This is a genomic window from Campylobacter lari (genome assembly GCF_001017575.1).
Classification (GTDB): domain Bacteria; phylum Campylobacterota; class Campylobacteria; order Campylobacterales; family Campylobacteraceae; genus Campylobacter_D; species Campylobacter_D lari_C.
Window position 1 is genome coordinate 349,398 of record NZ_CP011372.1, and the last position, 10,082, is coordinate 359,479.

Sequence of the window (10,082 nt, forward strand, 5' to 3'; positions counted from 1 at the left end):
ATGAGATGTTTTATTGTAAATTCAAATTATAAATCTACTGATGGTGAAAAATTCTTAATTAAATATTTAAATGATAATTTACCAGAGGATTATGAAATTTATGTCCAACCTAATTTGAATGGAAATAGACCTGATATTATTCTTTTTCACGAGCATAAAGGTGTATTTATTATCGAAATTAAAGATTGGAAATTAGAAAGATTTGAAAAAGATAGTAAAAAGAATAAATATTATAAATATACTAATGATGGACGTTCTGAAATAGCTAATCCAAATTCTCAGCTTAGAAGATATAAAACTCAATTTAATTATTTTAAGCAACTTCCTGCTATTTGTATTCATTATTTTTATAATAGCTGCACCCAAGATGTCATTGACTTTATAGGGGAAAGAGGTATTGAAATTTTTGGATGTGATAAAAAATATAACTTAATTAAATTTATAATAAATTATCCAAATAGCTTTATTAAATCACCAAACGAAATAAGAGATTTTTTACTTCCAAAAAAACACAAAAAAGAAAATGGAGAATATATAAATTTAACACAACAACAAAAAAGACTTATAGAACATACTCCAAAAACATGGAGAAGATTAAAAGGGGTTGCAGGGAGTGGAAAAACCTTGGTTGTTGCACAAAAAGCGGTAAATATAGCAATAGCTAACAAAAAAGTATTAATTATTTGTTTTAATAGAACATTAAAAAGATATATAAGAGACCAAATAAATAAAACATGCAAAGATTTTGAATGGAAATTTATAGAATATAATCATTTTCATGAATTTATTAAATTATATGTAGAAGAAAATGGATTAGAAGTAAAAAAATATGGCAATAATTTTGATTTATATGAATGTGCTTTAATAGAGCAGGTTTTAAAACTTCAAGAAAAAAAATCAAATTCGAAAAATAGAAAATACGATGCAATATTAATAGATGAAGCACAAGATTTTAAAAAAGAGTGGTTTGATATTTTGCTTTATTTTTTAGATGAAAATAGTGAAGTTTTATTAGCAGCTGATGATAGACAAAATTTATATAACAGAAGTGTATCATGGATTGAAGAAAGTATGGGTGGATATAAATACAAATTTAAAGGCGCTTGGGCTGTTTTAAAAGAAGTGAAAAGATCTACCCGTTTGCCAAGCTTAATTCACAAGACTAATCTATTTTTTGAAACATTCTTAAAGGATTATTTAGAAAATCATCCTGATAAGAACTTTGGTGATTTTTTAAATTCAGAAATTATCATAAATGAAAATACTTTAGATTTGTATTCGTTGGTTTGGGAGAATATTGAAGAAAAAGATCTGTATGATAAAATTTTATATTATTGTAGGTTTTTCATAAATGAGAAATATAAACTAAAAGATATAAGCATTTTAGTACCCAATAAAAATATAGGGCATAGCATGATGTGTTTTTTAGTTAAAAACAATATAAACATTGAACATATGTTTGATAATAAAGATGATTTCTCGTTAGAAAGTGATGCTGTGACAATATCCACCATAAATAGTTTTAAAGGTATGGAAAACAAAGTAATTATTTATATTAGTGAAAATAAAAGTAGTATTTGTAATGATTTTAGAACCTATGTTGCATTAACAAGAGCTAAAGAAGCTTTAGTGGTATTAAATAACAATAAAAAATATTTAGAATATTCTAAAGAATGGATGTAGCATAATTTACAGCCATTCTCAATTGTTTTAAATTTCTAAAGTTTTTCTTGTATTATTTTTTTATTTTTCAACCCTAGTATGATAATTTAATCTTTTATAATATTACCTTTTTTGTCAATATATACCCATTTTCCGTTTAGTAAAACTCCTGCTAAACCTTCACTAAAATTCCAAGCATCATCAAATATAGGTTTTATTACAATTTCCCCATTTTTATCTATAAAACCCCATTTATCATTCAGTTTAACTCTAGCCAAACCTTCATTAAAACTCAAAGCAAAATCAAATTTAGGTTCTATTGCAATTTTTCCACTTGTATCAATAAAACCCCATTTACCATTCAGTTTAACAGCTGCCATTTTTTCATAAAAATTTCCGATAAAATCAAATTTAGGTTCTATTGCAATTTTTCCACTTGTATCAATAAAACCCCATTTACCATTCAGTTTAACACCAGCCAAACCTTCACTAAAACTCCACATATAATCAAATACATTTTCAACTAAAATTTTATTATTTTCATTGACTAAATTCCACTGATTATTATCTTTGATAGCTCTTAGATCCTTATGTTTGTGTATATAAGCACTTATGCAAGCTTTACTATCTCCCTTATCACATTTTTCTTTGTAGATAGCTTGGAGTATTTTACAACTTGCTTCATCGCTGTGGCATTTACTTTCAAGTTCGCTTATGTAAATTCGGCTATATTTTCCACCGTAAAAATACTGATACACACTAGCTAAAGCTATCAAAAACAAAATTATCGCACTAGCTATGATTTTACTTTTGTGTTTTGTGATGAATTCTTTTCTTTGTTTGAGTTTCTTTTCTCTTTCTTCTTGGGCTATTTTTATCTCTTTTTCGATTTTCTTTTTTCTTTCTTCTTCTAATTTTTTTAATTCTTCTTGTCTTTGTCTTTCTTTTTTTAGTTTTTCTTTTGCTTGTGGATCGTATAGTTCATTACTTCCACATTCTTTACAAAATTTAGCTACATCTAAATTTTTCATATTACAGCGCTTGCAAATAAGCATCATTCACCCCTTGCTTGTTTTATGATTTTATAGGCTAGATTGATCTTTTTCATCATCTCTTGAGCTATCTTTAAAAGTTCAGGTGGAAGCTCTTTAGAATGAAGATTATCATAGTGGTATTCTTTAGCTAGTTTTCTATAATTTTTCTTTATACTTTCAAAATCATCATTTGGATGAGAATTTAAAATTTCATAGGCTTGTTCTAGGGTGATTTTTATTTCATCTTGGTGTTTTTCTTGTTTTTGTTGAGTGTTTTCATGTGTGAAATTATAAATTTGTTCATATCTTATTTTTATTTCTCTAAAGCTTATGAGGTTTAATCCAAGTCCTATGATGATATTTTCCATTAAGGTGTTTTCATTTGCACTCATTTGTTTATCATAATATATTAGATCAAGCAATAAACATATAAGAAAATCCGCTTCTTCCTTGCTTATGCGTATGTTAGAGCAAAGCTCACTAATGCTTCTTCCTTGACTTTTCTCATACTCAAAAATACTTGCATAAGTATTTCTAAAGCCACTATACTCTTTAGTATAAAACATTTCTATCTTATCAAGCAAAGAAGATATAAATTTAGATAAATCTTGAGTAATGATTTTATTATCTACTTTGGCAACTTTTGCCAAAAAAGCAACCATGATAGCAGGATTTTTACTATAAATATAATCAAATTTTTGTCTTGCAACATGGTATAATTCTTTTCCGCAAAATATACAAAATTTAGCGTCTTTATCAGGATTAAATTCTGAACAATGCTTGCAAATTCTATATTCTTGAGTTTTAAATTTTAAAGAAAACAAAATAAAACCTTATTTTTAATATAATAAAAAGTTATTTTATAAAGAACTTACTTAAAATGTGCTATTTTACTTTTATCTGCAAGAATTAATCAAAATATTTAAGCTTTAAGTATTCTTAAATTAAGTATTAATTAAGCTAAAATAATTATAATCTCATTTCTAAAAAAATTTTTGGCAAAGGTAAGATGATGACAAAGATAACAAAGCCAAACGAAGTAAAACGCGAATGGATCGTTTTAGACGCTGAAGGAAAGCGTTTTGGTCGTCTTTTAACAGAAGTAGCGACTATTTTAAGAGGTAAAAATAAACCTTGCTATACTCCAAATGTTGATTGTGGAGATTATGTAATCATTATCAATGCTTCTAAAGCAGTTTTCACAGGTGCAAATAAAGCAGAAGATAAACTATACCACAGACATTCAGGGTATTTTGGAAGCGTAAAAAGTGAAAAATTTGGTGATTTATTAGAAAAAAATCCAGTTAAATTATATAAATTAGCAGTTCGTGGTATGCTACCTAAAACAAATCTAGGTAGAGCTATGCTTAAAAAATTAAAAATTTATGCAGGTAGCGAACATCCTCATACTGCTCAAATTGCTAATAAAGGAAAATAATCATGGCAACAACATACGCAACAGGTAAAAGAAAAACCGCTGTAGCTAAAGTTTGGGTAAAAGCTGGTAGTGGTAAAATCATCGTTAATGGTATGGATTTAAACACTTGGCTTGGCGGACATGAAGCTATAAAATTAAAAGTAGTTCAGCCTTTATTAGTAACTAAACAAGAAACTTCTATGGATATTAAAGCAACAACTTTAGGCGGTGGATATAGCGCTCAAGCTGAAGCTTTAAGACATGGTATTTCAAGAGCTTTAGCTGCTATGGATGCAGATTTTAGAGCATTATTAAAACCAAAAGGACTTCTTACTAGAGATAGTAGAACTGTTGAGCGTAAAAAATACGGTCGCAGAAAAGCAAGAAGAAGCCCGCAATTCTCTAAACGTTAATTTTTTTTGGATCCATTTTTTGGATCCACTCTCTCTTTTATTTTTAAAATCACATTTTTTCATATATTTTTGTTTTGTTTAAAATCAAAGGATTTTTTGTTTAGAATAAACTTTTATAATTTCAAAGTCCGATCAGGGAAACCTCCTTTTTGTAGTAAATTTAAGCCCCTTTCCCAAAAGGGGCTTATTTTATTTTAATCTTCTTTTTATATAATACCCCATTTATTTTCATTATTTAAGGATAGTTTATGAAAAAAATTATAGGATTAGTTAGTTTAGCTAGTGTTTTGTTTGCTTTTGATGCTAGTAAAATAGAAATCACTCCAACCTTTAACTATACAACCCCAGAAGGAAATTTAGATCTTAAAAATTATGGTGGAGTGGGTTTAAGATTTGGTTATCATTATGATGATTTATGGATAGATCAAGCTGAGCTTGGCTTAGAGTATTATGATAATGCAAAATATAATAATCCAAACGATAATACACATACAGATACTAGTGTTTCAAGATTTTATGTAAATGCTATTAAAGGAATTGATCTAGCTAATCATGTATATTTATATGGTTTGTTGGGAACGGGTTATGAGTATTTAAGCCATGGAGCTTATGAAAATAAAAGCGGTATGTTTGCTCAATATGGTGCGGGTTTTAAATTTGCACTTGGCGAAGACTTAGCTTTAAGACTTGAAGCAAGAGATCAAATTAAATTCAATAATGGTGAACATAATTTGATTTCTAGTGTTGGCTTGAGTTTTTATTTTGGCAATAAAGCTCCAAAAGCTCCTCAAACTGCAACTAAACAAATCGAAGAAAAACCACAAGCAAAACAAATAGATAAATCATGTCCAGAGCCAAGAAAGGGTGCTTTGCTTGATCATATAGGTTGTGAAAAAACAATAGCACTTGAAGGGCATTTTGGTTTTGATCAAATTAGTATAAACCCTGAATTTGCACAAAAAATCCAAGAAGTAGGTAAGGTTTTAGAAGAAAATCCACAATATTATACTATTTTAGAAGGTCACACAGATAGCACAGGCTCTAAAACTTATAATCAAAAATTATCATTAGAGCGTGCTAAGGCAGTTGCAAAAGAACTTGAAAAATCAGGTGTTGCTAAAGAAAAAATTGCAACTAAAGGCTATGGTTTTGACAAACCAAAAGCAAGCAATGATACTAAAGAAGGTCGTGCGCAAAATAGACGCGTGGAAGCAAAATTTTTCATTAAAGAGTGAGCTTTGTTAAAAAAGACAATTTTATTTGACTTAGATGGCACTTTGATAGACTCTACAAGTGCCATTTTGGATGGATTTGATGCTGCTTTTAAAGCTTTTGGCGAGCCTTTAAGAGATCATGAAGCCATTAAAGCTTTAATAGGCTTTCCTTTAGATGTAGCTTTTGAAAAACTTGGAGTGCCAAAAGAAAAAACAAGTGAGTATATTAATGCCTACAGAAGCGTATATCAAAAAATCTATATAGAGCAAACTTCTTTGCTTTCTTTGGCAAAAGAAAGTGTATATGAGGCTAGTTTATTTGCTGATTTAGCCGTTGTAACGACTAAAAGTTCTAAATTTTCCAAACCTTTGCTTGATCATTTGGGTATAGGAGAGTATTTTAAAGTTATCATAGGTAGAGATGATGTAACTTACCCAAAACCAAACGCTGAACCCATTTTGTTAGCTTTAGAAAAATTATCTAAAAGCAAAGAAAATGCATTTATGATAGGAGATACTCATTTGGATATCCAAGCAGCTTGTAATGCGGGTATCAAACCCATAGCAGTAAGTAGTGGTTATGAAAGCAAGGAAAGTTTAGCTAAATTTAAAATTCCACTTTTTGAAAATACTTATGAAGCTGTAAAACATATAAAAAATATCCGATAATTTCACATTCAAACCCTATACATATAAATAATAAAAAATTTTTATCATTGTTTAAGACAATTAAAGATAAAGTAGCTATTGATTTTAAGTAATTATTTTAATTATAAGGATAATTAAATGAGTAAAATAATGAAAACAATGGATGGTAACGAAGCAGCAGCTTATGCTGCCTATGCATTCACAGAGGTTGCTGGAATTTATCCTATTACCCCAAGCTCTCCTATGGCAGATTATACTGATATATGGGCTTCTCAAGGTAAAAAAAATCTTTTTGGAGTACCGGTTAAAGTTGTGGAAATGCAAAGTGAAGCAGGAGCGGCAGGGACAGTTCATGGTTCTTTACAAGCAGGTGCTTTAACTACTACTTATACAGCCTCTCAAGGGCTTTTATTAAAAATACCAAATATGTATAAAATCGCAGGTCAGCTTTTACCTGGGGTTATCCATGTGGCAGCTAGGGCTTTAGCTTCTCAAGCATTGTCTATTTTTGGAGATCATCAAGATGTTTATGCTGCAAGACAAACAGGTTTTGCTATGCTTTGCTCACATTCTGTGCAAGAAAGTATGGATTTAGCAGGTGTTGCACATTTAGCAGCTATTAAAGGTAGAGTGCCTTTTATGCATTTTTTTGATGGTTTTAGAACGAGCCATGAAATTCAAAAAATCGAAGTAATGGATTATGCGCATTTTGATCGCTTATTAGATCGTGAGGCTTTGTTAGAATTTAGAAATTCCTGTCTAAATCCAGAAAATCCAAAAACAAGAGGTACGGCTCAAAATGATGATATTTATTTTCAAACAAGAGAGTTAGCAAATAAATACTATGAAGCTATTCCTGATATTGTTAATGAATATATGCAAGAAATTTCAAAAATTACAGGAAGAGAATACAAGCCTTTTGTATATTATGGGGATAAAAATGCAACACGCATTGTAGTAGCAATGGGTTCAGTGACTGAAGCTTTAAAAGAGGTTGTAGATCATCTAAACAACAAAGGCGAAAAAGTAGGGGTTTTAAAAGTTCATTTATATAGACCATTTAGTTTAAAATATTTATTTGATGTAATGCCTCAAAGTGTTGAAAAAATAGCTGTTTTAGATAGAACTAAAGAGCCAGGAAGTTTAGGCGAGCCACTTTATTTGGATTTAAAAAGTGCATATTATGGAAAAGAAAAAGCACCTTTAATCGTTGGTGGTAGATATGGACTTTCTTCAAAAGATGTAGATCCTGCTCAACTTTTAGCGGTTTTTGAAAACCTAAATCTAGCTAATCCAAAAGATGGTTTCACTATAGGAATTAATGATGATGTGACTTTTACTTCATTACCTGTGGGAGAAAAAATTTCTTTAGGTGATGAGAGTACTATAGAGTGTTTATTCTATGGGCTTGGTGCTGATGGTACTGTAGGTGCAAACAAAAACTCTATTAAAATTATAGGGGATAAAACAGACTTTTATGCGCAAGCTTATTTTGCTTATGATTCTAAAAAATCAGGTGGTTACACTAGAAGTCACTTGAGATTTTCTAAAAAGCCTATTACTTCAACTTATTTAGTTTCTACTCCGCATTTTGTAGCGTGTTCAGTGGCTGCTTATTTAGAAATTTATGATGTTTTAGCGGGTATTAGAAAAGGTGGAACTTTCCTTTTAAATAGTATTTGGAGTGCAGAAGAAACTATTAAAAAAATTCCTAACGCAGTTAAGAGAGTTTTAGCGCAAAAAGAAATTAATTTTTATATCATTAATGCTACAAAACTTGCTAGGGAAATAGGACTAGGTAGTAGAACAAATACAATCATGCAATCAGCATTTTTCAAACTTGCTAATATCATTCCTTTTGAAGATGCACAAAAATATATGAAAGAATTAGCTTATAAATCATATAGCAAAAAAGGTGATGCTATAGTTGAGATGAATTATAAAGCTATTGATGTAGGTGCAGATGGACTTGTAAAAGTTGATATTGATCCTTCTTGGGCAAATTTAGCTGATGAAGCAAAAGAAGAAACTATAGCTTATAAAGGCACCGAGTTTGTTGAAAAAATCGCAAAACCTATGAATGCAGCTAAGGGTGATGATTTACCAGTTTCAGCATTTTTGGGCTATGAAGATGGTAGTTTTGAGCATGGTACTACTGAGTATGAAAAAAGAGGCGTCGGTGTTATGGTGCCAAGATGGATAGAAACTAATTGTATTCAGTGTAACCAATGTGCCTCAGTATGTCCACATGCAGTTATTAGACCATTTTTAATAGATGAAAAAGAATTAGAAAATGCTCCAGCAGGCGTGAAAGAACATAGCTTAAACGCAAAAGGCGTAAAAGATCAAAAATTGAATTTCAAAATTCAAGTTTCACCGCTTGATTGTACAGGTTGTGAGCTTTGTGTGCATGAGTGTCCTACTAAAGAAAAATCTTTAGTAATGGTACCACTAGGTGAAGAGCTTGATCATGGTGAGCAAGAAAATGCAGACTATTTATTCAAAAAAGTAAGTTATAAAGATAATATCTTAAATAGAGAAAATGCAAAAGGTATTCAATTTGCTCAACCTTTATTTGAATTCCATGGTGCGTGTCCAGGTTGTGGGGAAACTCCTTATATCACTTTAATCACTAGATTATTTGGTGAAAGAATGATTATTGCTAATGCAACAGGTTGTAGTTCTATTTATGGTGGTTCAGCTCCTTCAACTCCATATAGAAAAAGTAATAAAAATGGTCATGGACCTGCTTGGGGTAATTCTTTATTTGAAGATAATGCTGAATTTGGTCTTGGTATGAAAATAGCAACTGAAACAACAAGACATAAAATAGAGCAAATTATGAATGAAAGTATGCAAGAAGTTCCTAATGCACTTTCTGCATTATATAAAGAATGGATTGCAAATAAAGAAGATTCTAAAGCTTCTTTAGAATTAAGAGATAAGTTAGTACCATTGCTAGAAGAAAATAAACAGATTAAAACTGTAAATGATATTTTAGAGCTTAAAAGCTATTTAAGTAAAAAATCACATTGGATTTTTGGTGGTGATGGTTGGGCTTATGATATAGGTTATGGTGGGCTTGATCATGTTTTAGCAAGTGGTGAAAATGTAAATATTTTAGTTCTTGATACTGAAGTTTATTCAAATACCGGAGGTCAAAGCTCTAAATCTTCAAGAACAGGCTCAGTAGCCCAGTTTGCTGCAGCAGGTAAGCCAGTACAGAAAAAAGATCTAGGCCAAATTGCTATGACTTATGGCTATATTTTTGTAGCTCAGGTAAATTCTAATGCAAACTATGCACAGCTACTAAAAGCTGTAATGGCGGCAGAAGCTTATGATGGACCTTCTTTGATTATTGCTTATTCTCCTTGTATAGCTCATGGTATTAAAGGTGGGCTTGGAAATTCAGGAAATCAAGCAGAACTTGCTACAAAATGTGGATATTGGCCAACTTACATTTATGATCCACGTTTGGAAGCTGAAGGTAAAAACCCTTTAACAATTTCTTCTAAAGAGCCTGATTGGGATTTATATGAAAGCTTTTTAATGAATGAAGTACGTTATAGCTCACTTAAAAAATCAAATCCTGAGCAAGCAAAAGAATTGTTTGAAAAAAATAAAGCAGAAGCACAGCGCCGTTATAGACAACTTAAACGTCTAGCAAGTGCTGATTTTAGTAATGAAAATTAAA

The 10,082-nt window shown here is 30.4% G+C and carries 8 protein-coding genes and 1 pseudogene; 6 read left to right on the forward strand and 3 right to left on the reverse strand.

Going from position 1 to position 10,082, the window contains the following annotated elements:
* Positions 1-1,683, forward strand: a complete 1,683-nt coding sequence (locus tag CD56_RS01885) for an NERD domain-containing protein (protein WP_047208030.1) — start codon at positions 1-3, stop codon at positions 1,681-1,683.
* Between the two features lie 86 nt (positions 1,684-1,769).
* On the opposite strand, the gene CD56_RS08500 is transcribed toward CD56_RS01885, so the two are convergent.
* From CD56_RS08500 to CD56_RS01895, 3 genes and pseudogenes are all read right to left on the reverse strand, one after another.
* Entirely contained in the window at positions 1,770-2,042 is a 273-nt protein-coding gene (locus tag CD56_RS08500; RefSeq protein WP_407712417.1) for a WG repeat-containing protein, read from the reverse strand.
* A gap of 15 nt (positions 2,043-2,057) precedes the next feature.
* Positions 2,058-2,717: pseudogene (locus CD56_RS01890) on the reverse strand (WG repeat-containing protein); the annotation flags it as partial.
* Entirely contained in the window at positions 2,717-3,520 is an 804-nt protein-coding gene (locus CD56_RS01895; protein ID WP_080956326.1) for a DnaJ domain-containing protein, read from the reverse strand. The gene CD56_RS01895 and the pseudogene CD56_RS01890, both read right to left, overlap by 1 nt.
* A 188-nt stretch (positions 3,521-3,708) precedes the next feature.
* Here CD56_RS01895 and rplM point away from each other — a divergent pair, with 188 nt between their 5' ends.
* The 5 genes from rplM to nifJ all read left to right on the forward strand — a co-directional run bounded on the left by rplM (position 3,709) and on the right by nifJ (position 10,081).
* Positions 3,709-4,134 carry a 50S ribosomal protein L13 gene (gene rplM, locus CD56_RS01900; RefSeq protein WP_039617653.1) on the forward strand — a complete coding sequence of 142 codons (426 nt, stop codon included), beginning with the start codon at positions 3,709-3,711 and terminating at the stop codon, positions 4,132-4,134.
* A gap of 2 nt (positions 4,135-4,136) precedes the next feature.
* Positions 4,137-4,526 carry a 30S ribosomal protein S9 gene (gene rpsI, locus CD56_RS01905; protein ID WP_039617655.1) on the forward strand — a complete coding sequence of 130 codons (390 nt, stop codon included), beginning with the start codon at positions 4,137-4,139 and terminating at the stop codon, positions 4,524-4,526.
* Between the two features lie 248 nt (positions 4,527-4,774).
* Complete coding sequence (locus tag CD56_RS01910) at positions 4,775-5,761, forward strand: OmpA family protein (RefSeq protein WP_047208031.1); 987 nt, start codon at positions 4,775-4,777, stop codon at positions 5,759-5,761.
* Positions 5,762-5,764: 3 nt separating this feature from the next.
* Entirely contained in the window at positions 5,765-6,409 is a 645-nt protein-coding gene (locus tag CD56_RS01915) for an HAD family hydrolase (RefSeq protein WP_039617658.1), read from the forward strand.
* 117 nt (positions 6,410-6,526) lie between these two features.
* Positions 6,527-10,081, forward strand: a complete 3,555-nt coding sequence (nifJ, locus tag CD56_RS01920) for a pyruvate:ferredoxin (flavodoxin) oxidoreductase (RefSeq protein WP_047208032.1) — start codon at positions 6,527-6,529, stop codon at positions 10,079-10,081.
* The last annotated feature ends 1 nt before the right edge of the window (position 10,082 follow it).

Coding starts and splice junctions, on each gene's coding strand:
- CD56_RS08500 (WP_407712417.1), bottom strand. CDS start 2,042: ATGGCAGCTGTTAAACTGAATGGTAAATGGGGTTTTATTGATACAAGT.
- nifJ (WP_047208032.1), top strand. CDS start 6,527: ATGAGTAAAATAATGAAAACAATGGATGGTAACGAAGCAGCAGCTTAT.
- rplM (WP_039617653.1), top strand. CDS start 3,709: ATGACAAAGATAACAAAGCCAAACGAAGTAAAACGCGAATGGATCGTT.
- CD56_RS01885 (WP_047208030.1), top strand. CDS start 1: ATGAGATGTTTTATTGTAAATTCAAATTATAAATCTACTGATGGTGAA.
- CD56_RS01910 (WP_047208031.1), top strand. CDS start 4,775: ATGAAAAAAATTATAGGATTAGTTAGTTTAGCTAGTGTTTTGTTTGCT.
- rpsI (WP_039617655.1), top strand. CDS start 4,137: ATGGCAACAACATACGCAACAGGTAAAAGAAAAACCGCTGTAGCTAAA.